Annotated in this window: 29 protein-coding genes; 6 read left to right on the forward strand and 23 right to left on the reverse strand. The window is 64.6% G+C overall.

Going from position 1 to position 24,414, the window contains the following annotated elements; translation table 11 throughout:
• Window positions 1-7: 7 nt before the first annotated feature.
• From ACNQR1_RS32535 to ACNQR1_RS32545, 3 genes are read left to right on the forward strand one after another with little or no spacing between them, the layout of a single operon-like run.
• The gene (locus tag ACNQR1_RS32535) at window positions 8-232 is read left to right on the forward strand and encodes a hypothetical protein (protein WP_418049637.1); all 225 of its coding nucleotides are present in this window, start codon (window positions 8-10) and stop codon (window positions 230-232) included.
• Between the two features lie 10 nt (window positions 233-242).
• Complete coding sequence (locus tag ACNQR1_RS32540) at window positions 243-569, forward strand: hypothetical protein (protein WP_418049638.1); 327 nt, start codon at window positions 243-245, stop codon at window positions 567-569.
• 22 nt (window positions 570-591) lie between these two features.
• Window positions 592-2,451: a DUF222 domain-containing protein gene (locus ACNQR1_RS32545; protein ID WP_418049639.1), complete on the forward strand. Its 1,860-nt coding sequence runs from the start codon at window positions 592-594 to the stop codon at window positions 2,449-2,451.
• A 36-nt stretch (window positions 2,452-2,487) separates the two neighbouring features.
• Here ACNQR1_RS32545 and ACNQR1_RS32550 read toward each other — a convergent pair whose 3' ends face one another.
• The 4 genes from ACNQR1_RS32550 to ACNQR1_RS32565 all read right to left on the reverse strand — a co-directional run bounded on the left by ACNQR1_RS32550 (window position 2,488) and on the right by ACNQR1_RS32565 (window position 4,625).
• Window positions 2,488-3,087, reverse strand: a complete 600-nt coding sequence (locus ACNQR1_RS32550; protein ID WP_418049640.1) for a twin-arginine translocation pathway signal — start codon at window positions 3,085-3,087, stop codon at window positions 2,488-2,490.
• A complete protein-coding gene (locus tag ACNQR1_RS32555; RefSeq protein WP_418049641.1) occupies window positions 3,084-3,737 on the reverse strand; it encodes a hypothetical protein in 654 nt (217 codons plus the stop codon). Before ACNQR1_RS32555 ends, ACNQR1_RS32550 begins: the two co-directional genes overlap by 4 nt.
• Window positions 3,738-3,841: 104 nt before the next feature.
• The gene (locus ACNQR1_RS32560; protein WP_418049642.1) at window positions 3,842-4,327 is read right to left on the reverse strand and encodes a hypothetical protein; all 486 of its coding nucleotides are present in this window, start codon (window positions 4,325-4,327) and stop codon (window positions 3,842-3,844) included.
• Entirely contained in the window at window positions 4,293-4,625 is a 333-nt protein-coding gene (locus tag ACNQR1_RS32565) for a hypothetical protein (RefSeq protein WP_418050590.1), read from the reverse strand. Before ACNQR1_RS32565 ends, ACNQR1_RS32560 begins: the two co-directional genes overlap by 35 nt.
• A gap of 190 nt (window positions 4,626-4,815) precedes the next feature.
• On the opposite strand from ACNQR1_RS32565, the gene ACNQR1_RS32570 reads away from it, so the two are divergent.
• Entirely contained in the window at window positions 4,816-5,328 is a 513-nt protein-coding gene (locus ACNQR1_RS32570) for a hypothetical protein (protein WP_418049643.1), read from the forward strand.
• Window positions 5,329-5,404: 76 nt separating this feature from the next.
• Here ACNQR1_RS32570 and ACNQR1_RS32575 read toward each other — a convergent pair whose 3' ends face one another.
• From ACNQR1_RS32575 to ACNQR1_RS32610, 8 genes are read right to left on the reverse strand one after another with little or no spacing between them, the layout of a single operon-like run.
• On the reverse strand, window positions 5,405-6,961 hold the full coding sequence (locus ACNQR1_RS32575; RefSeq protein ID WP_418049644.1) for an MCE family protein: 1,557 nt from the start codon (window positions 6,959-6,961) through the stop codon (window positions 5,405-5,407).
• Window positions 6,961-8,271 (reverse strand): MCE family protein, encoded by a 1,311-nt coding sequence (locus ACNQR1_RS32580; protein WP_418049645.1) that lies wholly within the window; start codon window positions 8,269-8,271, stop codon window positions 6,961-6,963. Before ACNQR1_RS32580 ends, ACNQR1_RS32575 begins: the two co-directional genes overlap by 1 nt.
• Window positions 8,268-9,725 (reverse strand): MCE family protein, encoded by a 1,458-nt coding sequence (locus ACNQR1_RS32585; protein ID WP_418049646.1) that lies wholly within the window; start codon window positions 9,723-9,725, stop codon window positions 8,268-8,270. Before ACNQR1_RS32585 ends, ACNQR1_RS32580 begins: the two co-directional genes overlap by 4 nt.
• Window positions 9,722-10,804: an MCE family protein gene (locus ACNQR1_RS32590; protein WP_418049647.1), complete on the reverse strand. Its 1,083-nt coding sequence runs from the start codon at window positions 10,802-10,804 to the stop codon at window positions 9,722-9,724. Before ACNQR1_RS32590 ends, ACNQR1_RS32585 begins: the two co-directional genes overlap by 4 nt.
• Window positions 10,804-11,835, reverse strand: a complete 1,032-nt coding sequence (locus ACNQR1_RS32595; RefSeq protein WP_418049648.1) for an MCE family protein — start codon at window positions 11,833-11,835, stop codon at window positions 10,804-10,806. The genes ACNQR1_RS32590 and ACNQR1_RS32595 overlap by 1 nt, the downstream gene beginning before the upstream one ends.
• Entirely contained in the window at window positions 11,832-13,019 is a 1,188-nt protein-coding gene (locus tag ACNQR1_RS32600; RefSeq protein WP_418049649.1) for an MCE family protein, read from the reverse strand. Before ACNQR1_RS32600 ends, ACNQR1_RS32595 begins: the two co-directional genes overlap by 4 nt.
• Before the next feature lie 12 nt (window positions 13,020-13,031).
• Window positions 13,032-13,883, reverse strand: coding sequence for an MlaE family ABC transporter permease (locus tag ACNQR1_RS32605; protein WP_418049650.1), 852 nt, complete (start codon window positions 13,881-13,883; stop codon window positions 13,032-13,034).
• Window positions 13,880-14,650: an MlaE family ABC transporter permease gene (locus tag ACNQR1_RS32610; RefSeq protein WP_418049651.1), complete on the reverse strand. Its 771-nt coding sequence runs from the start codon at window positions 14,648-14,650 to the stop codon at window positions 13,880-13,882. Before ACNQR1_RS32610 ends, ACNQR1_RS32605 begins: the two co-directional genes overlap by 4 nt.
• Window positions 14,651-14,887: 237 nt before the next feature.
• Between ACNQR1_RS32610 and ACNQR1_RS32615 the strand changes: the two genes are divergently transcribed.
• Window positions 14,888-15,766: an alpha/beta fold hydrolase gene (locus ACNQR1_RS32615; RefSeq protein WP_418049652.1), complete on the forward strand. Its 879-nt coding sequence runs from the start codon at window positions 14,888-14,890 to the stop codon at window positions 15,764-15,766.
• Here the strand turns inward: ACNQR1_RS32615 and ACNQR1_RS32620 are convergent.
• Window positions 15,763-16,407, reverse strand: coding sequence for a TetR/AcrR family transcriptional regulator (locus tag ACNQR1_RS32620; RefSeq protein WP_418049653.1), 645 nt, complete (start codon window positions 16,405-16,407; stop codon window positions 15,763-15,765). The two genes, ACNQR1_RS32615 and ACNQR1_RS32620, sit on opposite strands and share 4 nt — an antisense overlap.
• Before the next feature lie 166 nt (window positions 16,408-16,573).
• Between ACNQR1_RS32620 and ACNQR1_RS32625 the strand changes: the two genes are divergently transcribed.
• Window positions 16,574-17,377, forward strand: a complete 804-nt coding sequence (locus ACNQR1_RS32625; RefSeq protein ID WP_418049654.1) for an IclR family transcriptional regulator — start codon at window positions 16,574-16,576, stop codon at window positions 17,375-17,377.
• 7 nt (window positions 17,378-17,384) lie between these two features.
• On the opposite strand, the gene ACNQR1_RS32630 is transcribed toward ACNQR1_RS32625, so the two are convergent.
• From ACNQR1_RS32630 to ACNQR1_RS32675, 10 genes are read right to left on the reverse strand one after another with little or no spacing between them, the layout of a single operon-like run.
• On the reverse strand, window positions 17,385-18,227 hold the full coding sequence (locus ACNQR1_RS32630; RefSeq protein WP_418049655.1) for an SDR family oxidoreductase: 843 nt from the start codon (window positions 18,225-18,227) through the stop codon (window positions 17,385-17,387).
• Between the two features lie 2 nt (window positions 18,228-18,229).
• Window positions 18,230-18,508 carry a hypothetical protein gene (locus ACNQR1_RS32635; RefSeq protein WP_418049656.1) on the reverse strand — a complete coding sequence of 93 codons (279 nt, stop codon included), beginning with the start codon at window positions 18,506-18,508 and terminating at the stop codon, window positions 18,230-18,232.
• A gap of 21 nt (window positions 18,509-18,529) precedes the next feature.
• On the reverse strand, window positions 18,530-18,685 hold the full coding sequence (locus ACNQR1_RS32640; RefSeq protein ID WP_418049657.1) for a hypothetical protein: 156 nt from the start codon (window positions 18,683-18,685) through the stop codon (window positions 18,530-18,532).
• A gap of 8 nt (window positions 18,686-18,693) precedes the next feature.
• On the reverse strand, window positions 18,694-19,005 hold the full coding sequence (locus ACNQR1_RS32645) for a hypothetical protein (protein ID WP_418049658.1): 312 nt from the start codon (window positions 19,003-19,005) through the stop codon (window positions 18,694-18,696).
• A 9-nt stretch (window positions 19,006-19,014) separates the two neighbouring features.
• The gene (locus tag ACNQR1_RS32650) at window positions 19,015-19,509 is read right to left on the reverse strand and encodes a nuclear transport factor 2 family protein (protein WP_418049659.1); all 495 of its coding nucleotides are present in this window, start codon (window positions 19,507-19,509) and stop codon (window positions 19,015-19,017) included.
• Complete coding sequence (locus ACNQR1_RS32655) at window positions 19,506-20,357, reverse strand: LLM class F420-dependent oxidoreductase (RefSeq protein ID WP_418049660.1); 852 nt, start codon at window positions 20,355-20,357, stop codon at window positions 19,506-19,508. Before ACNQR1_RS32655 ends, ACNQR1_RS32650 begins: the two co-directional genes overlap by 4 nt.
• 2 nt (window positions 20,358-20,359) lie before the next feature.
• Window positions 20,360-21,154: an SDR family NAD(P)-dependent oxidoreductase gene (locus ACNQR1_RS32660; protein WP_418049661.1), complete on the reverse strand. Its 795-nt coding sequence runs from the start codon at window positions 21,152-21,154 to the stop codon at window positions 20,360-20,362.
• Window positions 21,155-21,162: 8 nt separating this feature from the next.
• A complete protein-coding gene (locus tag ACNQR1_RS32665; RefSeq protein WP_418049662.1) occupies window positions 21,163-21,996 on the reverse strand; it encodes a mycofactocin-coupled SDR family oxidoreductase in 834 nt (277 codons plus the stop codon).
• Window positions 21,993-22,796, reverse strand: a complete 804-nt coding sequence (locus ACNQR1_RS32670) for a mycofactocin-coupled SDR family oxidoreductase (RefSeq protein ID WP_418049663.1) — start codon at window positions 22,794-22,796, stop codon at window positions 21,993-21,995. Before ACNQR1_RS32670 ends, ACNQR1_RS32665 begins: the two co-directional genes overlap by 4 nt.
• Complete coding sequence (locus ACNQR1_RS32675) at window positions 22,796-24,394, reverse strand: flavin-containing monooxygenase (protein WP_418050591.1); 1,599 nt, start codon at window positions 24,392-24,394, stop codon at window positions 22,796-22,798. Before ACNQR1_RS32675 ends, ACNQR1_RS32670 begins: the two co-directional genes overlap by 1 nt.
• Between the last annotated feature and the right edge of the window lie 20 nt (window positions 24,395-24,414).

A 24,414-nucleotide genomic window follows, 5' to 3' on the forward strand; every position in this document is an offset into this window, starting at 1 on the left:
GGGTCCCGTGCTTGTCAGGTTGCGGAGGTTGCTGGCCTACCGCGTCGCACTCGGCGAACTGATCGTGGTAGCTGTGGTGCTGGGTGTGCCGTATCTGCTGATCGGCACCTTCTGGTCGGGCACGCATACCGACCACCTGCGAGAGATGGGCGGCCTCGACGCGGTGGTGTCTTTTCTGGGTGCCATCGTCTCGTGGCCGGTGCTGTTGTTCACCGACGTATGCATGACATGAAGGGGGAACGGTGAGTTTTCGCGCCGTCTACATCGGAATCGCCGGAGCCGTGGTGTTCGGCATCGGGCTGTATTTGTTGAGCCTGCCGGTCTACCTCGACGACTTCGATCAATTCGGCATGCAGATCCCCTGCGGGTCCGGGTTCAGTGCACACCTCGTGCAGGCAGGCGCCGCCGGCCAGGAGTACGTGGACAAGTGCGGGTCGGCCCTGACCATGCGCCGGTTGTGGACCATCCCGGTCGTCGCGGTCGGCGCGCTGGCCTTGATCGCGGTGTTGTTCCGCGCCGCAACGTCTTCGGCTCACGAGACGCTGCTGCCCAACCGCGACACAGAGTGATCGCGAACTTGTCGGGGGTCGAATGTATGTTCGATTCATGGAGGCGGGTGCGGCTCAGGCGTTAGCGGCGCTTCGTGCGGCGTTCGAGGTGTTCGCTGCATGTGATGTCGGATCGTTGTCACGGTCCGAGTTGGTGGCGGTGCTCGATGAGTACGAGGCGTTGACCTGTCAGGTGCCTGCGGTGTGGCATCGGTTGTTGGCGCAGCTGCAGGCCGAGGCGACCCCTCGGGAGATGGGTGCCAAGTCGTGGAATGAGGTCCTGCGGATCCGGTGGCGGTTGTCGACCGCTGAGGCCGGCCGCCGGTTGGGTGAGGCCGCCGAGTTGGGTCCGCGGCGTTCGTTGACCGGGCAACCCCTGCCCCCGGTGCTGCCAGTGGTCGCCGCCGCGCAAGCTGCCGGGTTGATCAACGGTGATCACGTGAAGGTGTTGCGCGACGCGATCAACCGACTGCCGGGATTCGTCGACACCACGACGCGTGAGCAGTTCGAAGCCGACCTGGTGCGGGTCGCGGTCGGGGTGGGTCCCAAGGAACTCAAAGAGACCGCGGAGTTGCGGTTGTTCCTGCTCGATCAGGACGGACCCGAACCCGACGACACCGAACGCGCCCGCAAACGCGGGCTGTCGGTGGGCAAACAGGGCCGTGACGGCATCACCGCGCTGACGGCGAACCTGAGCCCCGAAGCCGCTGCGGTGTGGGAAGTATTGTTCGCGAAGTTCGCCGCGCCGGGCATGTGCAATCCCGACGATGAGGAACCCTGCACGTTCGGTACCCCCAGCCAAGCCCAGATCGACAATGATCACCGCAGCCTGGCCCAACGCCAACACGACGCCCTGATCGTGATCGGGCGGATCGCGTTGATGAGCGATCTGGGTCAGCTCAACGGATTACCGGTGTCGATCATCATCCGCACCACCCTGCACGACCTCGAATCGCGGGCCGGGATCGGAGTCAGCGGCGGCGGCACCAAGATTCCGATCAAAGACGTGATCCGGATGGGTAGCCATGCCCACCATCACCTCGCGGTGTTCGACCGCGCCACCGGATCAGCACTCAACTATTTTCGGGCTCGGCGCACCGCCAGCCCGGCGCAACGGATCATGCTGATCGCCCGCGACGGCGGCTGCACCAAACCGTGCTGCACCGTCGGTGCCTACGGCTGCCAGGTGCATCACGCCACCGCCGATTGGGCTGACGGCGGCAACACCAATGTCGATGAGATGGCATTGGCCTGCGGCCCCGACAACCGTCTGGTCCACACCGACGGCGGCTACAGCACCACCATCAACGCTCACGGCGAGGTGGAATGGCACCCACCCCCAGAACTCGACCACGGCCAGAACCGCATCAACTACCTCCACCGCCCCGAACTGCTGCTCACCCCACCCGAACCCGCAGCCCACCAGCCCACCCCACCCGAACAGAACCTGCAGCCGGTTGCCGAGCCAGAGCAGGAACCGGAACGGGACGCCGCGCCGCTGCTCAACGAGCACCCTGAGCCCGCACCCCAGCACAACCCACAGTTGGATCTCACACCCGACCCGCCGTGGGACACGACACCACAACCGGAGTGGGACCGGGCGCAGGAACCGCAGTGGTCACCAGAGTGGGACGTGAAGCCGGATCCAGCGTGGGAGCGGCAACCCCAGCCAGAGTGGGCCCCCGATTCGAACCTGGACTGGGACCCGCAGTGGAACAACGACTTCGACCCACCCGGGCTCACCCCACCCAACATCGAACACCCCTGGGACACAGACCCGCTACACCCAGACCTGTCCGATCCCCGACTCCCACTCGACTGGCCCCTGCTCGACCACCCTGACGCATGGCAACGCGTCGGCAACGACCGCGCCGGCGGAGGCAAGGGAGTACGCGGGCCCTAGCTGGGAATTACGTCCGGGGACCGTCGAGTTGGACCGCTAGATCGGGTCGAACGACGAGATCAGCCAGTTCCCATCGATTTTCGTGAGCCCGACCTTCACGGCGCTGGAGGCCTGCGCCGGTTCGGGGTTGTCGCGGCTGGTTGTCGCCTGGTTCAGATAGACCAACACCTCCGCGGTGTCGGACTGCACGGTGATCGGCGCAGCGCGAACAACCGAAGCAGTGGCGTTGATGTCTTTCTGCTTGGCCGCTGGCGCGACGAACTTGTTGGCGAACTCGCTGTAGTAATCCAGGAAGTCGCCGGTCAGTTTGGATTTCGCCGTAGCGAAGTCCTGATCCAAACTGTCTGGCGCATAGGACAACAGCGCCACTGAACCTTCGTAGGCCGCATCGACGACCGTCGCAGATGCTGCCGCACTCCCGTGGTCGGCGCGGTACACGCCGAAGTAGAGCGCTGCCGCTGAGCTCGCCGAGGCCAGCAGTAGACAGACGACCGCGATCGGTCGCCACCACCGGGCAACGCGATGGATCCAACGCTCCCGGGCCTGTGGCGTCTCCTCGGGGATTGATTCCGTCTCCGAAGGGATTTCGACGTCAGGTTCGATGCTGGTGCTCGGTTCTGCTGTGCTGGTACTCACGGGACGAACTCCACCTTCGACATCTTGATCTGTCCCCCGTCTCGGACCATCGTGACGCTCAGCCGCCAGTTGCGCGGCTGCTGATTCGCCCCGGCCGAGTTGCTCACCGTGGTTGCGGTGCTGACGAGGACGACTGCGGAATCCTCGTCCATCGACTGGACAGCCGTTGCCTTTGCCGCGGCCTTCGTCGTCGCCTTCGAATCCTGCGCGGCTCTCACCAGGTCATCGGCCGACGATTCAATGTCCTCTTTGAACTGTCCGGTCGAGTTGTCGACGATCTGCTTGACGTTGTCCTTCGCCTTGGCACTGTCGATCGACATCAGGGTGACGGCGGCCTGCGATGCCGCCGCCGCGAATTCCGCGCGGCGCTGCTGCTCACGGTCGGTCTGCTGGTGAAACCAGAGCATGTATCCGCTGGCTGCCATCGACGCACCGCTGACGAGGATGGCGGCACCGGCGAGCACCGTCGCGAGTTTCGGCCGCCATCTGCGTTTTTCGCCCGAGGTCAGCGGCTGGTCGTCAGTCTCGTCCTCGTCCGAAGGAGCGGCCTGATCTGGCAACTCGACGTCATCGTCAATCAATGGCGAGTCGTCGACGTCATCGAGCACGGTCGGCTCAGTTTCCTCGTCGGGGCGGCTGAGTAACCGCATAGTGCACCTCCGGTTGGTCTCGGCGGGACGCTAGTGCGGCCTGAGCCTGCGTCGATGCCGTTGTCCCACCCAGCGGACAAATCCGTCCTGCCGGACCGGCGACGTCACCAATTCCGTAGTGAGCACAACGCCCCTTTGGGGCCGGCAGCGTGGTGGACGACGATCCCGTCGATGGCCAGCTCACAACGCAGAGTCTGAGTAGGTTGCGGAGCCATTCCCGCCGTGGTGACGGTGACCATGGCCCACTTCATGGGGTCGGCGAGCATCGTCTCGCGGACCCAGGGCTTTCCCGGCTCTAGCGTGACATCGTCCCTGGGGCTGAACTCGTACGGATTGTGGCTGTAGTCGGCCCATGTCGGCGGGTCGACCTCGCGGAAGTAGATGCCCACGGTTGTCGGCTGCTCGGCGGTAACCGTGTAGGTCACGCGGTGGGGCATCGGCTCCTCGTCGGCGTGTGCCGGGGTGGCCACGGCAATACCGGCACCTAGACCGGCGACGAGAATTGCGCTGAAGGTGCCTGTGCGCCAGGGCTTCAACGCCGTGCGGTCTACCGCATCACAGGTCACCACGAAGCCACCTGCTCGTTCCATCGCTCGACACACAGCTCAGGAACAGCCCGTCGGGCGCCTGGGCGACAGAATTCTCGAAACCTGTGCATGGGGTGCTCTCCTCGCGAATGCCTTTCAGCGGCGGCGACCGGAAGTAACGCGGCTCGTAACGGCGCGGCGACCCGCAGAACACCACCCGGCCCCAGGAGGTGGTGCCGAAGACGTAGTACGCGGTATCCGAGCACGGCGCGCCGAGCACGACGCCACCGGTGATTCCGGGTACGCATGAGGGTTCACTGCAGCCGACAGGTTCTGCGCTCGCCGGCGACGGGGCGATCATCGCCGCCGCAACGAGCAGTCCTGCCGTGGCTACCACCGGTATTCGCACGTACGACACTGTGACACGGCTGAATCCGGCCGCCAGCTCATGGCCCACTAGGTGGGACATTGTCCGTCAGAAGACAGAAGAAGTTGCACAGTAAACACTGCCGCGGCGACCACCGGTGGCCGGCGTACAGAGGAGTTTGGTCATGCGGGTGTCGACTGCGTTCATTGGGGCGGCGGTGCTCACCGCCACTGGGGTGGCCGGCTTGTGCAGCCCGGTTGCCGCGGCGTCTCCGAGTTGGGGCCTCAACGGCACTTACACCGCCACGTCGAACGGCGAGTGGGCGAAAACGAACGACATCTTCCACGACGAGGCCAGTCTCCGTGGTACCTGGACGATCTCAACGACGTGCAGTTACCCCAGTGAGTGCACCGGAACCGTTGACACCGACTGGGGTTGGAGCGCGCCGATCTACAAGAAGAGCGGCGTCTGGTATGTGAAGAAGACGGTGGACAACTGGCAACCCTGCGGCGACGGCACCGCCGGCCCGGGTCTGCAGGTGTACCGCTTCTTCCCCTCCAACGACAGTGCCACGGCGGTCGATCCGGCGTCGACGACGTTGTTGGGCGAGGATTCGACCACCGGCGTCAGCGGATCGTGCGGCACCAGCAAGGTGGTCTTCATCACGATGCCATTCAAGCTCGTGAAAGCGGCCTGACCGGAATACTTTTCAACTGATCTGGCCACCTTTGGCGAGCCCCCGCAATGGAGTCCATTACGGGGGCCTTTGACCATCAGGTGGTGAACATGTCTTTCCACGTCGGGTCGCCGGTGTGCGGCACAAGATCGGCCTGTCGGTATACCTTGCCGTCCGGCGTGGCGTACCGGCCCGTCTTCGGGTCGTAGGTGGCAATCGCGACCGATGGCCCCTCAGATACGTTGGGAGTAAACGCACTCGGTGCCATCGCCGGCGCGTCCGGGCCTGGCGGCACCTCACCTGCGGGCGGTGCGACAGGCGCTTCGACAGGCCCGGCAGCCGGTGGCATCGGGGTGCCCTCGACAGGCCCGTGGATGGCCGCGTCCCGGTCAACTCGCGAATCCGGTGCTATCCCCTGCGCCAGCAGATTGGGATCGATCGGGTAGGGGCCGAGGGGATGCTGACGCATCGACAAGGGCTCGTAAGGTCGGTCGCTGTTACAGATTTCGACAGTGGGAGCACGCTTCCCGGGTTGCCCCATGCACGGATAGTTGCGTGCCCCGCGGACACCGATCGGCGAATCCTGCGGCAGTTTGCAGTACAACCCGTCCGGAGTGTCGATGTCGCTGGTGTCCTCCGGAGACCGCCACGCCGACGGCGGTAGGAATCCGACGGTGCACGCAGGCGGATCTCCGATATTGAGGGTGAAGTCGCCCAGCGACATTCCGACCGGGTTGTTCTTCGGCGCACCATAGGACTGTGTGGAGGCCACGACCGGGGGCAGAAGCACCAGTAGCTGCTCCAACGAAGGGTGATAGGTCACCCCGACCTGGCCAAGGCTGGTGAGGTTGGCGAGCAACAGCGGCAGCGTGGGTTTGACCTGATTGAACAAGCGGGATGCTTCGTCGGCGGTTCCGGGTCCGTCCTTCAGCAGGGTGCGAACGTGCGCATCGTCGTCGGCGACCTGCTTGGTGACACCGGCCATACTGCGAGCCCAGGTGCGGATCGCATCGACCGATTCGGCCTGTCCGTCGAGTAGTGGCGCACCGTCTTCGATGAGCGCACGGGACTGATCGGAGGCAGCATTGGCCTCGCCGATCAGTCTCGACGAGGAGTCCAGCAATGCCCCCATGTCGTTTCCGGTGCCGTTGAAGGCCTTGAAGGTCTCGTCGAGCAGGGGGCTGATCTTGTCCTTGGGAATGCTGCCCATGAGTGAACTGACCTGATCGAGCATCGGTCCCACGGCTTGGGGGATCGATGTGTTCGACGCCGGGATCACCGAACCGTCATGCAGATACGGTCCCGAGTCGTTGCGCGGCTGCAGATCGACGTACTGCTCGCCCACTGCCGACACGCTCAGCACGGCTGCGTGCAGGTCCGCGGGGACCTTGGGTGAGGTGTTCAGCGACAGCGTGGCCACAGCTCCCTCACGGGTCGGCCGCACTTCGGTGACCTTGCCCATCTGCACACCGCGGTAGGTGACATTCGAGAACTGGTAAAGGCCACCGGTTCCCGGCAGTTGCAGGGTCACCGTCATCCGCCCGATCCCCAACAGGGTCGGAGCCTGCATGTACACGATGCCCATCAGGGCCATCCCGATCACCGCCGCCACCGCGAAGATGACCAGCTGGATTCGGACAAAACGGGTGAGCATCAGTTGCCACCTTCGTTCGGCGCTGTTGCAGGGTCGGAAGGCGATGTTTCGGCAGGCCGATCGGGCATCGGAGTCGGCGCCGCGGCGCCCGGGTCAGCAGGTGCGCCCGCGGACTGCGCAACGGGCGCCGATTCATTGGTCTCACCATCGCCCGGTGCCGGATCGACAAGCGGCGGCATCGTGGCGACCGCCGGGGGTGTCGGGGTCAGCGGCATGTTCAGGGGGTCCTTGGTGTAGTTCGAGAACCAGGGATCGCCGGGCGCCGGCGTCAACGGCAAACCCTCCTGACCCCATCGGGTGCCCAGGAACAATCCCCTCTTGAGCCGCGGAACAGTGAAGTCGAAGGTGATGAACTGGTTGAGGTAATCCCCGCGAATCGCCCGGTCGATGAAGTTCTGCGGGTAGGGGAAAGTCGGCGCATAGGCCAACACGGTGCCCAGATTCGGGCCGACGTCTGCCAGCGCTTTGACCGCCGGTTCGAGGTTGCGCAAGTTGGTGAGTAGATCGTCTCGCGTCGCATGGACAAGCTTGGTCGCGGTGTCGCTGAACTGACCGAACTTCTCCAACGCCGTGGTGATGCGGGGGCGTTCCTTCACCAGTACGTCGAGTGCCGGTGGTATCCGTTCCAGCGCCGTGGTGATCACTTCTTGCTGCCCGGACAGTTTGCCCGCCAACCGGTTCAGTGCCGTGATCGACGCGTTGATGTCGTCGCGTTGATTGGCGAACATCCCGACGATGTCGTCGAGTCTGGTCAGCAGATCGCGGATCTGTTCTTCACGGCCGCTCAGCGCCGCGTTGAATTCGGTTACCAGGTCACCGATCTTGCCCAGACCGCCCCCGTTGACTAGCACAGACAGCGACGACAGGGTCTGTTCGGTCGACGGATACGTCGAAGTCTGGTTGAGCTCGAGCGTCGCGCCCGGCGCCAGCCGCCCGGACGGCGTTTGGCCCAGCGGAGGATCGAGTGCGATGTGCATGGAGCCCAGCAGGCTGGTCTGCCCGACTGTGGCTACCGCATTGGCCGGAACGGCGACGTCGGGCTTGACGGAGACCTCCACGTCCGCATGCCAGCCCTTCACCACCATGCGGGAGACACTCCCCACGATGACGTCACTGATCATGACTGGCGAATTTGCTTCCAGTGTACCGATATTCGCGAGTTCGACATGATAGGTCGCGGCGTCATTCCCGCGCCCCACGGTGCCCGGCAGGGGCAGCGAGTTCAACCCGTGAAACGCACAGCCGGTCAGGGTCGCCACCGAGCAGGCGGCTACCGCAGTCAGGCGAGTCAGCGACCGCCGAGTGATCATGGGTTGCCTCCTGGGGCAGGCGGTGCGGGAATCGGGCCGGCTTCAGCCGGAAGCAGCATGTCCCGCAATGTCTTTGGTCCCTGTACCGACGGATCCGAGACGACTGGCGATCCGGGATAGGCCGCGGGCGAGGGATTCGCGGGCAACCCGTTGGGTGCGTAGGACCCCGGCGGCCCTGGCGGTGCACCCCATCCGGCCGGTGGCGCCACGTCATTGGCGCCGGAGAAGGCCGATACGGCCGGAGGCAGATCCGCGTATGGCTGCGGACGCCCGCCCGCACCGCCAGGTGCGAGGTTGGGATCGGTGTATACCAGGTTTTCCGGGCTCGGCGCCTTGCGAAGGTAGGCGTTGAACGGCATCGGTAGGTAGTTGAAGTTGATCAACGACAGGGCCGGCCCGAGGTACTGGGCGCACAACTTCGACGATTCCGCGGCAGTGGCATTCTTCACCGCCGAGATCGCCGAGCACACCACCGAAACCGGATCGGCGAAGTTCGACAGCGCGAAAGCACCGACGGCGGTGCCGCTGTCAGGGTTGTAGATGTTGTAGCCGTTGGCGATCGCGTTGGGCGCCACGTGCAGGACGTTCTCGAGCTTGGTCTTGTTGTCCACCAGGTTCTGGGTGACGCTGTTCAAGCGCTGAAGTTGCTCGGCAGTCTGGTCGCGAGTACCGGCGATGAATCGGTGGACGTTGCCGACGGCGTCCGCCAGGTTGGTCAGGGCGCCGTCCAGATCAGATCGGCTGTCGTCGACGACACTGGTGACGTTGGCGAGATGACCCTGGAATTCCACGATCTGGGTGTTGCTGTCCCGCAGTGCCGTCACGAAGACTTGAAGGTTCTTGATGATGCCGACGACATCACCGCTCCCCTGGCCGAGAATCTTTGCGACACCGGATAACTGGCTGATCGCCTCATGCAGCTTCTCGCCGTTGCCGTTCATGGCTGCGGCTGCGCTGTCGACGAAGCGACTCAGAGAGGTGGCCGACGCTCCGTTGATCGGACCCAGATCGGATGCCAACCGCATCAGTTGGTCCTTGACCTGGTCCCACTCGACGGGCACCGCGGTGCGCTCGACCCCGATCTGCGCGCCGTCGGCCATTGTCGGCCCGGCGTCTTCGTAGGCCGGAGCCAGCTGGACGTACCGGGCAGCGACCAGGTTCTGGGCCATGAGGATTGCTTTGGCATCAGCCGGGATCTTCACGCCGTGATCGACGGCGAGGGTGATCCGCGCCTGCCCACCTACCGGTTCGATGCTCTTGATGGAGCCGACCTTGACGCCTGCGACACGGACCTCGTCGCCCGGGTAGATGGCCGTGGCAGAGGTGAAGTACGCGGTGATGGTCGTCGGCTTGAAGGCGGTCTGCCGCACGATCATCGCCGTGCCGGCCAGGGCCAGCACAGCAAGCAGCACCAGCACGGTGCGGCTGATCCGCTTCCGGTTACGGGCGATCATCGACTTCCTCCAGGAATGCCGTTGTGGGGCCAGGGGAATTCGGCGCGTGGACCGGCATTGTCCGGCGGTTGGCCGGCGTTGGTACCGCGCCGGAATCCGAAGGCGTAGTCGAGGAAGGGCTGAAGGGTCTGCGCCGGCAGGAGGTTCCCGACGAAGGCGTTGTAGTACCAGCCGTTGTTCACTGATTCACCCTGCGTCACCTGGTATTTGGCGAGTCCGGCCAGCGCGCCCGCGATGTTGTCGCGGTTCTTCTCCAACATCGCCGTGACCGAGTTGAGCTGCTTCAGGGTGGGGGCGAGTTCTTCCTCGTTGTCGTGTACGAGTCCGGACAGCTGCTGAGACAGCGCCGAGGTGTTGGCCAGCAGGTTCACGATCGCGTAGCGGCGTTGGTCGAGTACCGCGGTCAACGCGTTCGCGTCCAGGAGCAGCGTGTTGACCTGTTCGCTGCGCTTCGACAGGATGCCGGTGACGTCGGCGGCGCTCTTGAGCAGGTTGGACAGCGACTCGTTGCGGCTGTTCAACGTCTCCGACAACCGGGACAGCCCTTGGAACGTCGGTCCCAGCTGCGGCGCCATCCGATCGATGGTGTCCGACAACGTGTCCAGGGACTGCGTGAGCGCGGCGGTATCCGTGCCGGCGGTGTTGTTCGTGAAGTCGCCGACCGCGTTGGTCAGCGAATACGGCGACGCCGTCCTGGTGATGGGGATCGTGTCCGAGGCGCGCATGGTGCCGCCGCCGGACGGCTCCAGGGTCAGCATCCGGGCTCCGAGCATCGTCCCGGTGCGGATGTGCGCGGTGGTGGCAGAGCCCAGGCGCACCTTGCTGTCGAGAGTGAAGGTCACCAGCGCCTTGCCGTGGCTCAGGCTGACGTCGGTGACCATGCCCTTGGTGACCCCGGAGATCTTGACGTCGTTACCGGTGGTGAGCCCGCCCGCCTCGGCGAACAGTGCGTGATATCTGACCGAAGAGGCCCATGACCACAGCGCCTGCGGCTGAAGTCCGACTGCGATGACCATCGCGATCAGCACGATGCCGATGAGTCCGCTCCGAATGAGATGCGATCCACGGTATTTGAGCATCAGGGCTCCCCACAGCGTCCGGTGTTCTGCATGATCCACGGGAAGTACGCGGTGCGTCCCTGCAGGTCGGTGACCCGGACATTCATGCCGCACAGGTACTGATTGATGAAGCTGCCGTACGCCCCCAACCGGACCAGCTTTCGGTAGTTCTTGGGCGCGTTCTGCAGCGACAGGTCCATCCGGGCCATGTCGTCTTCGTTGGAGAGCAAGGGCGCCAGCCGGGTGAGTTGATCGACGGTGCCAGACAGTGGCGGCCGGGCCTGGGACATCAGGTCCGTCAGAGATGCGGTTCCGTTGTCGAGAGCGTTGATCGCCTCCCCGATGGGATCGCGTTCCTGTGACAGACCGGTGATGAGTTGTTGCAGCTGCTCGACGGCACCGGAGAATTTGTCGCCGTCCTTGGCGACGGTTGCCACGGTGGTTTTCAGGTTGTCGATCAGCTGTTGCACGGTCTGCCCGTTGTCGGCGAGCGCCTCGGTGAACGAAGTCGTATGAGACAGCAGGGATTCCACCGTGCCGCCCTGACCCTGCAGGATCTGGATCAGTGAGTTCGTCAGGGCGTTGACGTTCTGGGCGTTGAGACCCTGGATCACGGGCTTGAGCCCGCCGAGGAGAAGGTCGAGATCCAGCGCCGGTTCGGTGCGGTCGAGCGGGATCTGCGAACCCACCGGCTGGAGCTTGGTCGATCCGGGGCTGTCGAGCAGCTCCAGATAGCGGTTGCCGACCAGGTCCAGATAGCGCACCGCGATCTTGGTGGCAGTCGTCATGACGACCTCTCGGTCCGCGTCGAAGTGCACCATGACCGTGTTGTCAGGTTGCAGCGCAACGTCATTGACCGTGCCCACACGGATTCCGGCGACCCGGACCGAATCGCCGACCTTGAGGCTGGAGGCGTCGGTGAACACGGCGGAGTATCCGTTGGTCGACCCCGTCCGGTACTGGCCCATGATCGCGAACAGTGCTCCGGTCAGGAGCAACATCGTCACTCCGAACGCTCCGAACTTGATCGCGGTGCCGCGGCTGCGCGTCATCCCGGTTGTCCTATCTGAGGGGTATTACGGGGTGGACCGTCGAGCGGGCCGTACAGCGCCTGCTTGAGACCCTCGGAGTTCAGCAAGATTCCCTGATTTCCGTATTGCGCAGGGTTGGCATCGATGTCGGTCACGATGAACGGCGGCCGTTGTTCGAAACCGACCTCGGGCAGGCCCTGGCATTGCGGACCGCCGGTGGCGGCCACCTTCGGCAGGTTGCCCGGGTAGCGGTAGCGTTCGGTGCCCAGTAGGAACGAGTCCAAGAGCATGACACCAGGGAGCGGCTGCGGCGGTCCCATGGCCAGCGGCACCATGCCCTTGAGTACGCAGTTGAGCGCCGGGTTGTACTGGTTGAGCAGGTTCGTGGTCGGCACCAGCAGGCGCATCGCGTCGGTCACCCCGGCGCTGTTGGTCGAGACCACCTCGTTCCCGACATCGGCCAGCCCGATCGCACTGACCAGCAACGCGTCGAGGTCGTTGCGGCGATCGACGACAGTGTCGCTCAGCCGCGTTGCGCTGCGGATGGTGTCCACCAGGTCCGAACTGGCATCCGCATACGCGTTGAATACCTGTGGCGCGACGGCCATCTCATGGCTCAGAGTCGGGAGGCTCGGGGAGATCTCGGCCAGCAGAGCGTCGAGATCGACCATTGTCTGCCCGAGCTTGTCGCCGCGACCGTCGATGGCCTGAGCCATCGCGCCCAGTGTCTCGTTCAGCTTCTCCGGCTGGATCTGCGAAAGTACCGATACCAGCTGCTCGAACACCGTGTTGATCTCGACGGTGGTGTGCGTGGCGTCCAGGACCTGGCCGGCGTACATCGATTTCTGCGACGGTTCCGCCGGCGGGACAAGTTGGACGAACTTGGCACCGAACACGGTGCTCGACGCGATCTCCACACCGGTGTTGGCCGGAATAAGTTGCAGGTCAGCGGGATTCATCGCCAGGCGCAGAGCGGCCTGACCATCCGGCAGCGTCTCGATGGCGACGACCTTGCCCACCTGTGCGCCGTGCAGCTTCACCTTGGCGTCGGGGTTCATGACCAGACCTGCCCGCGGCGAGATCACGGTCACCGAGGCGGTGGGTGCGACCCCACCACGGAACAGCACGATCGAACCGGTGACGATCGCGGCGATCACCGCGACCGTGGTCAGACCGGTCAGAAGACGTTTTGCGTCACGCGACATCAGATGCCTTCTCTAGCCGGAGAGGTTGAAGTTGCCGTTGGAGCCGTAGACGGCCAGCGAGATCAGCAGCGTGATCGAGACGACGACGATCAGCGAGGTCCGGACCGCGTTCCCGACCGCCACACCCACGCCGGCCGGTCCGCCGGTGGCGAAGAACCCGTAGTAGGTGTGCACCAGCAGAATCGCCAACGCCATCAGCAGGGCCTGCAGGAATGACCAGAGCAGGTCGATCGGATTGAGGAACGTGCTGAAGTAGTGCCCGTACAGGCCGCCCGACTGCCCGAGCAGCACCACGGTGGTGAACTGGGAGGCCAAGAAGGACAGGATCACCGCGATCGAGTACAGCGGTGTGATGGCGATCATCCCGGCCACGATCCGGCTGGACACCAGGTACTCGACCGGCCGGATGGCCATCGATTCCAGCGCATCGACCTCTTCGTTGATCCGCATCGCCCCGAGTTGCGCGGTGACGCCCGCTCCGAAGGTGGCGGCCAAACCGATGCCTGCCACGATGGGCGCCGAGATGCGGACGTTGATGAAGGCGGCCAGGAATCCGGTGAGTGCCTCGATGCCGATGTTGCCCAGCGAGCTGTAGCCCTGGATGGCCAGTACCCCACCGGTGGCCAGGGTCAGGAACCCCACGATGACGACGGTTCCGCCGATCATCGCCAATGTCCCTGCACCCATGCTTATTTCGGCGATCAGCCGGACGACTTCCTTGCGGTAGTGCACGGCGGCGTGGGGCATACCCGCCAGCGCCCGCCCATAGAACAGGACATGGTCACCGATGCCGCTCAGCATCTCGCCGGGCCGTCGCACCGCCCGGGACAGCCGCGGATAGGCCGACTGGAGTACCGCCGTCATCGCGTCGTCATCTGGATGCCGATGGCGGTGACCACCACGTTGACCACGAACAATGCCATGAAGGCGTACACGACTGTTTCGTTGACGGCGTTGCCCACCGCTTTGGCACCTCCACCGGACACTGTCAGCCCGCGGTAACAGGCGACCAGTCCGGCGATCAGGCCGAACAACGCCGCCTTGACACAGGAGATGACGACCTCCGGAATGCCGGTGAGCAGGGTGATGCCTGCGGCGAACGCGCCGGGGTTGACGTCTTGCACGAACACCGAGAACAGGTATCCGCCAAGGATTCCGATGATCACGACGACGCTGTTGAGCAGCAGCGCCACCAGCCCTGAGGCCAGCATCCGCGGAGTGACCAGGCGCTGGATCGGGTTGATACCCAAGACCTCCATGGCGTCGATCTCTTCGCGGACCGTGCGCGAGCCCAGATCGGCACACATCGCGGTGGCCCCGGCGCCGGCCACGATCAGCACGGTCACCATCGGCCCGACCTGGGTGACGGCGCCGAATGCCGCCCCCGCCCCGGAAAGGTCCGCCGCGCCCAGTTCACGAAGCAGGATGTTCAACGTGAACGACACCAGGACGGTGAACGGGATGGCCACCAGGAGCGTCGGCGCCATGGATACCCGTGCCACGAACCAGGATTGGTCAAGGAATTCACGCCACTGAAATGGTCTGCGCACCGAGAACCTGGCGGCATCCACCGACATGGCGAACAACCCACCCACCCCCTCGAGTGGGCCGGCGAGTTGTCGCTGCAGCATCGGATTCTCCGTTCTGTGTGTGATTCACGCTGGCGGTCGTATGACCTGGAACACGTCTCGACCGGGAACCATCGCAGTTCACAACCGAGCGCACCATTGCGTGTCCCACCCACCGGGAATACCGCCCCGCCGCCCCGGACAATCGCCGGTCACCGGTGAGCGGAACACCCCATTGACGTCCTCTGCGGGCGCCTGTGAGGCTGGACGCAACCAGCCCAGCGATGAGAAGGAAGACGCATGTCAGATTCTGTTGCGATCCTCAACAATGCCGGTACGGCGGATGCGCTGCGTGAGATCAGCACCAGTGCAGGGACTTTGCGGTACTACGACGTCGGCGACGGTCCTGCCGTGCTGTTCCTGCACGGATCGGGCCCCGGGGTCACGGGCTGGCGGAACTTCCGCGGGGTGTTACCCACGTTCGCCGAACGCTTCCGGTGTCTGGTTCTGGAGTTTCCCGGCTTCGGGGTTTCCGATGATTGGGGTGGTCATCCCATGATCACTGCCCAGGGGGCCGTGACGCCGTTCCTCGACGCCCTCGGTGTCGAGCGGGTGGACATCGTCGGAAATTCCATGGGCGGGGGTGTCGGCATCAACACGGCGATCAGCTCGCCCGAACGGGTCGGCCGTCTCGTGACGATCGGCGGGATCGGCACCACCATCTTCTCCCCCGGCCCCAGCGAAGGGATCCGCCTGCTCCAGGAATTCACCGAGGACCCGACCCGGCAGCGCCTCATCGACTGGCTGCATTCCATGGTCTACGACAGGTTCTTGGTCACCGAGGAACTCATCGAGGAACGCTGGACGCTGGCAACCGACCCCGAGACATTGGCCGCCGCGCGCCGGATGTACGGAAAGGCTGCGTTCGCGACGATGATGGCGTCGATGGCCGCATCGGATCTGCCCATGCCATGGGCACGGATGCACAAGGTGTCTGCGCCGACACTGTTGACGTGGGGGCGCGATGATCGCGTGAGTCCGCTTGACATGGCGTTGATTCCGATGCGCACGATTCCCAACGCCGAGCTTCACGTATTCCCCAACTGCGGGCACTGGGCCATGATCGAGGCCAAGTCCGCTTTCGAATCTGTGGTCACGAACTTCCTGGCACGGGTCTAACGACTTCCGTCCGACCGTTGTAGTCCGGCCAGCACCATGGCGATGCCGGACCGGTGCGCCGCGATCAACTCGTCGAGTTCATGCGGTTCCTTGGCGTCGGTCCACCAGATGTAGGCGTTGGTGCTGACGTGGACGATAAGCCTGCTCGGCAATGAGCGCGTGAACACGTCGTCGCTCAAGTCGAAGTGCCCCGCCAGGAACTCGGTGATGGCGTCGGCGAGGTTCTCGCTCCATTCCATCCATCGCAGTCGGTACTGCGGAGTCTCGGCGACGAGCGACATCAGTTTCCGCGCCTTGTCCACCGACTGCCGATGCTGGGCCCCGGCCGACCGGCGGTGCCGGACCTCGACCGTGAACATGTCGACAAGGACCTCTACGGGGTCAGAATCGGCTGCAGCACAGGACAACAGACGCCGCATGTTCGTCTCGCTTCGACCGAACAGCGGCCCCAGTACGTCTTCTTTGACAGGAAAGTGGCGGTAGAACGTACGCGTCGCGATGCCGACTTCGGCGCAGATGCGTTCCACGGTTGCCGTGGTGTCGCCGTCGGCGATGAAGATGTCGCATGCGGTCCTGGCGATATTGAGCCGCAATTCCTCAGCGCGACGCTCGGTGAGCGTCGGTCCCTTACCTTTGGGCATTCGCTGATTGTCGTCGCACTGGCATGCGGTCTCCTTTACTTCGCGGGCACGCTGTGCCTAGACTCACACCTATCACGTTGTGACATGTGTGCAGAGTATGACAGGTCTGGAGGGTTTTGTGCCAACGTCGGATGACGACGCAACTCCCATAGCGATGCTCAATAGGGTGGCTTCGCTCATGGAGGTCTTCGGCGCACGACAAGCGCCCACACTGGCGGAGATCACCCGGCATTCGAACGTGCCCCGTTCATCGGCTCATCGCATCCTGCAAAGCCTGGTCCAGCTGGGTTGGATCGAACGCCAGGGTGCCGGATACGCGCTGGGGCTGAAGATGTTCGAACTCGGCTGCCAGGCGATGCGGCAGCGTCGGGTCCCCGAGGCGGCTCTACCGGTGATGGCCGACCTACATCGGCGCACCGGCCTGACCGCACATCTCAGCGTCCTTGCCGACACCCAAGTGCTGCACATCGAACGCTTCGGGAAGTGGCCCAGCGCCGGCACCAGTTGGCAGGTCGGCTCCAAGCAGCCCGTGGAACAGAGTGCCGCCGGTCGCGCGCTGCTGGCACAGTTGGACGAGTCAGCCTGGCCGGAATTGCGGTACGAGGTGACGTCGCGGTACGGAATTCGCAACCGGGCGGAGTTGGATCGAAGTCTGGCCGCCGTACGCGCCCGCGGCGGGGTTGCCGTCGACGCTGATGGTTGTGAGCGAGGAGTCACCGTCGTGGCGGCACCCATCGGCGTCAGCGAGGGAGGCAATCGATTCGCGCTGTCGCTGTGCGGGCCCACGAGATCAACGCGCGTCGAGCCCGTCGTCGCGGCTGTTCACAGCGCGGCGTGGGCCATTTGCCACAGCCTGTCGGACGTGCCGCGCAACGGCGTGAGCCAGGCACGTGCAGCTCATCGCTCGGTGACTCCGGCCATGGTGCATCGAACCGGTGAGACCACCGTGGCGGCCGTCGGAAGTAGGTGACGAAGACCTAGCGGCGCAGATACCTCAGGGCATACTGGGGCAGCCGGGATGTGGGTACCCGCCGCGGCCAATCCGCCGGCCTGAAATACGCATCCGACCCCCCATCGACGAAGATCACGCTGCCGCAGAGGAACTCAGCGGCATCGGAGAGCATGAAGACCATCCACTCTACAAGGTGATCGGGATTGCCGAAGCCTCCGACCGGGACGGGGAAGGACTGCACCGCCTTGGCTTCCCGAGGAGAGGCCAGCTGCTTCTCCAATAGTGGCGTTCGAATCGCTCCTGGGGCAATCGCATTGAGGCGGATTCCGGCGCCGGCCCAATCCGGCAGCACCGCATTGCGCCGTACCCACCGTGATACCGCAATCTTGGAGGCGCCGTAGGTCAACGACGGTGCGACCGAACGGTACCGACGCAAGGTCTTGACCGCGCGGTCGAGATCGCCGTGTCGCAGTGCCCGCACCGCACGTAGCGGCACCATCGGCATCGTGGTACTCGAATTGCTCCCGACGACGACAACTTTTGCGTTGCCCGCGGCGACGAACGCCGGTCGCCACTGCTGCAGCAGGTCGACCACGCCTAAATAGTTGACCGACAGGATCAGCGGTACGGAGTCACGGTCCGGCAGTGGACCGACACCCGCCGCCATGACCGCGCCGTCGATCCGGCCTGCAGCCAATTCAAGCACCGCAGCAGCGGCGTCCGAACGGCCCTGTGCAGTCGAGAGATCCGCGATCACCTCGGCATCGCGCAGGTCGACACCGATCACGCGGTGCCCGTCGGCCCGCAACCGCTCGGCCGCCGCGCGACCCATCCCGGACGCCGATCCCGTCACCGCATAGGTACCCATTTTCACCAGTCCTCCCAGGGAGTGATCGTGTTCAGTGGCGTGTCGATGACGCGTTCTCCCGCCGCAGGAGCCCCGGAAAGGTTCCGCTCCAGGCACTCGGAGATGGCCCCGGTGACGCGGACAGGATCGTCATCGAGGTAGAGCAGACGGATGCGCAAGCCGCCGGGCGGATCTGCGGCCTCCGCCGAGCGAAGACCAAGCCCGTTGTCCTGGTGGCGATCCAGCGCGAAGGTCCACGCCCCGGCCACTCCGTCCAGTTCCAGCAGCGCCGGAATCGCCACCCGGTCCTCCCATCGGTGATGCTAGTGAGCATCAGCGCCATACGGTTCGGCGAACCGGGTCATCGTCAGGTGCAAACCACGGTTGGGGCGGTACGGAATGACACCGGGCGACACCAGCGCAGAGGCCGCCGCGTAGCCCTTGACCGGCCGGAAGAAGGCGAGCAGTGTGCGGCGCACGCCGGGGATCATCGGTCCACGACCCCACTGAAATGAGTCCGCACCGAGTTGCTCCACTCCCGCACCGACTGCTCCACCGGAGAGCGAAACCAGTACATCGCGACATAGTCGGTATCGGCCTGCTCGGACTCAGCCCTAGAAACCTCACGGCACGCGGCGGGGCGGCTCCACCGGTCGCCCCAGGCGACTCCGGGCAGCGCGAGGTTTTCCGGCCGGTGGTCCAGTTGATGCCATTCGTTGTAGCGCCGGTGTTCCTCGGCTCCCCCGCTACCGAGTGCGACGAACGAGAAGAACACCAGCGGGCAATCAGTAGCGGACATGGCCGCCTCTCAGATCTGCTCGGGGACAGGCGCTCCCGCCAATCCAAGGTTCAGTAGAGTGTGGGCGTACGGGTTCCCGTTGAGCAATCTGCTGGTGCGCGCCGTGATCTGCCATTGCCCTTCGAGACGTTCCAGCGCGAAGTGGTTGGCCGTCGCCCGCCACACTCGATAGCCACTCTCGCCCTCGCGTAGCAGAACCAGCGATTCGCACACCGCGACTGCGCGGTCACCGTCAACCGTGGCCACCGCGGGGCCGAGGAAATGGCAACAACCCTCGGCGACCAGATCCTGATGGCCATCCGAGCTGACCATCTGATGCACTCCGCCCCGGCCGGTCATCAGCCAGTCCTCGACGTCATAGGTTCCGTCGACCGCCCACAGTGCGGCAGCATTGTCGGCGTTACCGGCATCCACCGAAGGACCGTATGAGGCAATCAGTTTCGCGATGGCCTGTTCATCTTCGAGGCGCTGCAGTCGGATGAGTATCTGCTGTTCGGTGGTCATGAATACTGTTCCTCGATGTCACGTAGTCGGGCCAGTTGTTCGCAGTAGTGGTCCACGCTGTCGGCCCGCACCGCGCAGGTAACCGCGGTGGCGCCGGCATCACGTAGTGTCGCCAACCGCTTTCGCGTGGCATCGGGATCGGCCTCGGGATCCACCGTAGCCGCGAGCAAGACATCGAACCCGGTGGGAAGATCGACGCCGTCGAGCAGATCCCGTACCGCACCCGGTGTCAACCCGAACGGCATCCAACCGTCGGCCAGCTCGGTCGCGCGGCGCAACGACTCTGCGCTGCGTCCACCGACCCAGATCGGCACTCGATCCTGCTGTGAGTAAGGCAGCACCGTCATGTCTTTGTAGTCGTAGAACGGACCGTGGTAGCTCGGCGTGGCACTGGACAATGAGGCGCGCAGTGCGCGCAGCGCGTCGTCAGCCCGTGCTGAACGCTGCTGCCACGGCGCGTTGATCAGTTCGAATTCTGCCTTCAGGGAACCGATTCCGACGCCGAGGACCAAACGGCCCGCACTGACGCGGTCCAGGGTTCCGTAGCGCTTGGCGATCTCCAGCGGGTGGTGGTACCCCAGCACGAGCACCGAGGTGGCCAACCGGATCCGTCGAGTGTGCGCGGCCAGAAATCCCAGCGTCGCCAGCGGATCCCAGTACACCGCACCTCGGGTCGCCGCCTCCTGGGACGGCACCGCCACGTGTTCTGAGCAGGTCAGGTAGTCGAAGCCGAGATCATCTGCCGCCGCTGATATTCGAGCCAGATCAGCGATCCCGGCTTCGGTCTCCCAGGGCGATGCCACGCCAGGGACCTGCACGACGACCGGTGTCGACAGACCCAGCCGCACGGTCAGTGCGCCCCCGCGATCAGCGCCGCGATCGCCCGATGCGTTTCCAGAACCACGCGGCTTCGGTCAGGCGCGCTATTGGCTTCGGCGCGGTCCGCGTTGCCGCCGGCCACCCATACCGGTCCGTCGGCCAGGTGGGCCAGTCCCTCGGTAGCCACTTCCGCCGGCTCGTTGACGAGAATGCCGGGAGCATCGAAATTCAATCCGACCCGCTCCATCGCCGGAGTACGAGTCACACCCAGCACCAGTTCGAGGACATCGACATTGCGCTCACGCAGTTCCAGCCAGAGACTTTCGGCAAACATCCTGGAGAACGCCTTGGCGCCGGCATAGATGGAGTGCCGCCACGCACCCATATAGCCCGAGAGCGAGCCGACAATCATGATGCCACCACGGCCGCGGTCGGCCATCGAGCGTCCATAGTGCTGCACCATCTCAAGCATCCGGGTCACGTTGAGATCGGTAACCTTCTGGAATTCGGCCAGGTCGGTATCGAGGAACAACTCGTTGCAGGTGCTCGCGCCGGCGTTGTAGATCAGCAGGCCCACCTCGAGATCGGCCGTGTCCTCGGCGATCCGTGAAACCGACTGCGGATCGAGCAGATCCACCGAGATCGCCCGGACCTCGACACCCAGCTCACGGCACTGGTCGGCGGTGTCGGTCAACGGACCGGGCTTGCGGGCGATGAGCACCAGATTGAATCCGGCCGAAGCCAGTTTGCGGGCGAACTCGGCGCCCACGCCCTCGGACCCCCCGGCGATCACGGCCCAGGGGCCGTACTTGGCGAGATCAATCATGCTTCCTCCTATCGTTGGGTACTTCCAGCGTCAACCGGCAGGCTGACCGCGGTGATATAGCGGGCTTCGTCCGAAGCCAGGAACAAGGTGGCGTTCGCGACGTCGACTGCCTGCACCCACGGCACGGCCAGCAGGTTCATCTGAGTGGCGGCGGCGGCGAATTCGTCACGGGTGGGCGGCCGGCCCAGGTCAGGCCGAAAGCCGCTACGTACGGCGTCATCCTGGATCAGCGGTGTGTCGACGTTTGTCGGGTGCACGCAATTGACCCGGACATTGTGGGGCGCCAAATCGTGGGCAAGGCTACGCATCAGTCCGACGACGCCGTGCTTTGCGGCGGTGTAGTGCGCGACGCCCACCAGTCCCCGGAGGCCCGCAATTGAGCTGGTCAGCACCATCGAGCCTGCGCCGCGTTCGATCAGGTGAGGCGCAGTGGCAGCGCAGGTGTTCCACACCCCGGTCAGGTTGATGTCGAGCATGGTGCGCCACGCCGCCTCGGAGAGTTCGACAGCGGTGCCGCGCGAAGTGATTCCCGCCGTGGCACAGACGATGTCGAGGCCGTCGCAACCCGTCACTCCACGATCCACGGCGGCCCGCAATTCGTCGCCGTCCCGGACGTCGACGATCTCGGTGACCACCCGCCTGCCGGCACGTTCGACGAGACGTGCGGTTTCGGCCAGGTCGTCCGGGGTGCTGTGTGGCACCATCACCGAGTCGATCGGCCCGCACACATCGATTGCGATGATGTCCGCGCCTTCTTCCGCAAAGCGCACTGCCTGGGCGCGACCGATGCCCCGGGCAGCACCGGTGATCACCGCGGTCTTGTTCCTCAGCCGGCTGGTCATGTCGTCTTCTGGGTCAGTCCGGCGTCGACCACGAGCTGGGTACCGGTGATGTATCGAGCTTGGTCGGAAGCCAGGAATACCGCGGCATTGGCCACGTCGACTGGTTCGACCCATGGCACCGGGAGCAGGTTCCGGGCGGTGAGCACTTCGATTGCATCGGCTTCGGTGGGGTTGTCCAGATCCGGTCGCAACCGCTTATAGGTATCGGGGTTGCGCACCATCTGGGTGGCGACTGCCCCGGGATGCACGGTGTTGACCCGGATGCGTTGCGGCCCGAGTTCGTTGGCGAGCGTGCGGGCCAAGCCCACCACCGCGTGTTTACTCGCGGTGTAGGGCGCAGTGCCCGCGGTACCTCGTAAACCGTTGGTGGAGCTGATGATCACCACCGATCCGCCGTCGGAACCGATGTGGGGAACCCCGGCCTTGACGGTGTGCCAGACACCGGTCAGGTTGACATCCAGATTGCGTTGCCATTCCTGGGTACTGAGCTGCCACGCCGGCCGGTTGGGTGTATGGATACCTGCATTGGCGACGATGATGTCGAGGCGGCCCAATGTCGCCACACCCGAGTCGACCGCGGACGTGGCCTCGGCGAGATGGCTGACGTCGGCCGCGCCGATGGCACAACGCCTGCCGCGCTGCCGCACTCGCTCGGCTGTCTCTCGTAGGTCGACGGTGGCCTCAGTCCGGTCGAGCGCGATGACGTCGGCCCCGGCATCGGCGAAACGTTCGCAATGTACGCGCCCGGTGCCGCTCGCCGCACCAGTGACCAGGACGACCCGTTCCGCCAGTTCCGGCACTACTGCGCCTTCAGCAGATCGAAACCCTTGTAGCCGGCTGCCGCTGCCTCGTTGCAGATATCGAGGTATGTCCCGAAGCCGCCGATGAACAGCATGAACATCCGAGGCTTGCCCGGCACATTGGCGCCCATGTACCAGGAGTTGGCCTTGGTGAACAACGTCGCTTCGGCGCGCTGGGCACACTCAGCGATCCAGCTGTCCACAGCGTCAGCCGTGGGTTCGATTGCCGCGTAGCTGTTCTGGTCGAGATAGGCAATGGCGTCGGCGATCCAGTTCACGTGCGCCTCGGCGTGCAACACCATGTTCGCCAGCACGGCCGGCGCCCCGGGACCGGACACCAGGAACAGGTTGGGGAAACCATCGGTACCCAGACCCAGGTAGGTGCGGGGCCCATCCGACCAGTCATCCACCAGCTTCCTGCCGCCCCGGCCCACGATGTCGATCTTGGCCAGCGTGCCGGTCATCGCGTCGAATCCAGTGGCCAGCACCAACGCGTCGATGTCATAGTGCGCGTCGGAGGTGTTGATTCCCGTTTCGTCGATCGATTCGATCGGCGTCGTACGGACACTCACCAACTCGACGTCGGCACGGTTGAACGTCTGAAAGTAGTTGGTGTCGGTACAGATCCGCTTTGTCCCGATCGGGTGATCGTTGGGTATCAGCGCCTCGGCCAAGGCCGGGTCGTCGATGACGGCACGGATCTTGTTCTCGTAGAACTTGCGGGCCTCCTCGTTGGCTTCCAGCGAGACCATCTGATCGGTGAACGTCTTCGAGAACAGCACTCCGCCCAGTTCCCAACGCTTTTCGAAGGCATCGTGACGCTCTTCGGGCGTGGCTTCCATGGTGAGTTTGGGGTGCGCGACATGTGGTGAGCCACCGCCACTGCGCCAGGACATCCGGCGTCGCTCGGCATAGTTGGCCTTGGTGTCGGCAACCTCCTCCTCCGTGAGAGGCCGGTTACCGGCCGGCACGCTGTAATTCGGGGTCCGTTGAAAGACATAGAGCTGCTGGGCCTGTTCGGCGATGATCGGGATGGACTGGATCCCCGAGGACCCGGTGCCGATGACGGCGACGCGCTTGCCGGTGAAGTCCACGTCCTCATGCGGCCAGTGCGCGGTGTGGTAGACGTCGCCGGCGAAGCTGTGCAGGCCCGGGAAGTCGGGAGTCATCGCCGCCGACAACGGGCCGGTGGCCATGACCACGAACCGCGCGTCGACGGTTTCACCGGTATCGGTGGTGACGGTCCAGCGCAGCGTCTGCTCGTCGAGCACCGCCGAACTCACCCTGGTCTCGAACGTGATGTCGCGGCGCAGATCGAGCTTGTCGGCAACCCAGTTGATGTACTTCAGGATTTCGGACTGGGTGGCGTACTTCTCGGTCCAGGTCCATTCCTGTTGGAGTTCGTCGGAGAACGAGTAGCAGTAGTCGACACTCTCGACGTCACAACGCGCCCCGGGGTAGCGGTTGAAGTACCAGGTGCCTCCCACCTCGGGCGCAGCCTCGAAGACTCGCACCGACAACCCCTGCGACCGAAACTTGTGCAACGCATACAGGCCACCGAAACCGGCGCCCACCACAACAACATCTACGACGCTCATCGATCCACTGCTCACAGGGC

The sequence above is a fragment of the Mycobacterium sp. 48b genome (genome assembly GCF_048282725.1).
Lineage (GTDB): Bacteria > Actinomycetota > Actinomycetes > Mycobacteriales > Mycobacteriaceae > Mycobacterium.

Excerpts from the sequence above, each read along its gene's own strand:
- ACNQR1_RS32545 (WP_418049639.1), top strand. The coding sequence starts at position 592 with ATGTATGTTCGATTCATGGAGGCGGGTGCGGCTCAGGCGTTAGCGGCG.
- ACNQR1_RS32555 (WP_418049641.1), bottom strand. The coding sequence starts at position 3,737 with ATGCGGTTACTCAGCCGCCCCGACGAGGAAACTGAGCCGACCGTGCTC.
- ACNQR1_RS32560 (WP_418049642.1), bottom strand. The coding sequence starts at position 4,327 with ATGGAACGAGCAGGTGGCTTCGTGGTGACCTGTGATGCGGTAGACCGC.
- ACNQR1_RS32565 (WP_418050590.1), bottom strand. The coding sequence starts at position 4,625 with ATGATCGCCCCGTCGCCGGCGAGCGCAGAACCTGTCGGCTGCAGTGAA.
- ACNQR1_RS32570 (WP_418049643.1), top strand. The coding sequence starts at position 4,816 with ATGCGGGTGTCGACTGCGTTCATTGGGGCGGCGGTGCTCACCGCCACT.
- ACNQR1_RS32575 (WP_418049644.1), bottom strand. The coding sequence starts at position 6,961 with ATGCTCACCCGTTTTGTCCGAATCCAGCTGGTCATCTTCGCGGTGGCG.
- ACNQR1_RS32580 (WP_418049645.1), bottom strand. The coding sequence starts at position 8,271 with ATGATCACTCGGCGGTCGCTGACTCGCCTGACTGCGGTAGCCGCCTGC.
- ACNQR1_RS32585 (WP_418049646.1), bottom strand. The coding sequence starts at position 9,725 with ATGATCGCCCGTAACCGGAAGCGGATCAGCCGCACCGTGCTGGTGCTG.
- ACNQR1_RS32590 (WP_418049647.1), bottom strand. The coding sequence starts at position 10,804 with ATGCTCAAATACCGTGGATCGCATCTCATTCGGAGCGGACTCATCGGC.
- ACNQR1_RS32595 (WP_418049648.1), bottom strand. The coding sequence starts at position 11,835 with ATGACGCGCAGCCGCGGCACCGCGATCAAGTTCGGAGCGTTCGGAGTG.
- ACNQR1_RS32600 (WP_418049649.1), bottom strand. The coding sequence starts at position 13,019 with ATGTCGCGTGACGCAAAACGTCTTCTGACCGGTCTGACCACGGTCGCG.
- ACNQR1_RS32605 (WP_418049650.1), bottom strand. The coding sequence starts at position 13,883 with ATGACGGCGGTACTCCAGTCGGCCTATCCGCGGCTGTCCCGGGCGGTG.
- ACNQR1_RS32610 (WP_418049651.1), bottom strand. The coding sequence starts at position 14,650 with ATGCTGCAGCGACAACTCGCCGGCCCACTCGAGGGGGTGGGTGGGTTG.
- ACNQR1_RS32615 (WP_418049652.1), top strand. The coding sequence starts at position 14,888 with ATGTCAGATTCTGTTGCGATCCTCAACAATGCCGGTACGGCGGATGCG.
- ACNQR1_RS32620 (WP_418049653.1), bottom strand. The coding sequence starts at position 16,407 with ATGCCCAAAGGTAAGGGACCGACGCTCACCGAGCGTCGCGCTGAGGAA.
- ACNQR1_RS32630 (WP_418049655.1), bottom strand. The coding sequence starts at position 18,227 with ATGGGTACCTATGCGGTGACGGGATCGGCGTCCGGGATGGGTCGCGCG.
- ACNQR1_RS32645 (WP_418049658.1), bottom strand. The coding sequence starts at position 19,005 with ATGTCCGCTACTGATTGCCCGCTGGTGTTCTTCTCGTTCGTCGCACTC.
- ACNQR1_RS32650 (WP_418049659.1), bottom strand. The coding sequence starts at position 19,509 with ATGACCACCGAACAGCAGATACTCATCCGACTGCAGCGCCTCGAAGAT.
- ACNQR1_RS32660 (WP_418049661.1), bottom strand. The coding sequence starts at position 21,154 with ATGATTGATCTCGCCAAGTACGGCCCCTGGGCCGTGATCGCCGGGGGG.
- ACNQR1_RS32665 (WP_418049662.1), bottom strand. The coding sequence starts at position 21,996 with ATGACCAGCCGGCTGAGGAACAAGACCGCGGTGATCACCGGTGCTGCC.
- ACNQR1_RS32675 (WP_418050591.1), bottom strand. The coding sequence starts at position 24,394 with ATGAGCGTCGTAGATGTTGTTGTGGTGGGCGCCGGTTTCGGTGGCCTG.